Source organism: Virgibacillus profundi (assembly GCF_002287375.1).
In the GTDB taxonomy this organism is placed as follows: domain Bacteria; phylum Bacillota; class Bacilli; order Bacillales; family Amphibacillaceae; genus Virgibacillus_K; species Virgibacillus_K profundi.
In genome coordinates, this window is the sequence record NZ_NPOA01000090.1 from 1 (window position 1) to 409 (window position 409).

Sequence of the window (409 nt, forward strand, 5' to 3'; positions counted from 1 at the left end):
ATTCCTTCGCCGCAGAAAATAATTTTCTTTCGCAAGTGCTTTTTGAGCTCTTGATATAACTTCTATCGATTGATAAGTAGAGAATACAACAGTCATACCGTCATGACCATGCTTCTCTATATGTTGGAACTGGCGTACGATATTATCTGTATCTGTAGATGCTGGCAATGCTAAATCTATAGTACTGAAGAAATCTACATCTGCGTCTTTCTTCTTCTTTTGAGAGATAGCAGGATCTGAGCATATACATACCGCATTGATTGGATTGATTGATTGAGCTGACCATTCTCTAAGTGTCTGACCTAACAAGGCAATTGATGGTACTAAGAAAAGTACTAATCCCTTACCTCCAGTTTCGTTTTCTGCTATACGTAGCGAAGTGAATGTCTTACCTGTTCCTGCATGGTCA

At 38.9% G+C, this 409-nt stretch carries 1 protein-coding gene; it reads right to left on the bottom strand.

The annotated features are described in order from the left end of the window. On the bottom strand, positions 1-409 hold a 409-nt coding region (locus CIL05_RS21645), incomplete at both ends, for a DEAD/DEAH box helicase family protein (RefSeq protein ID WP_133065318.1).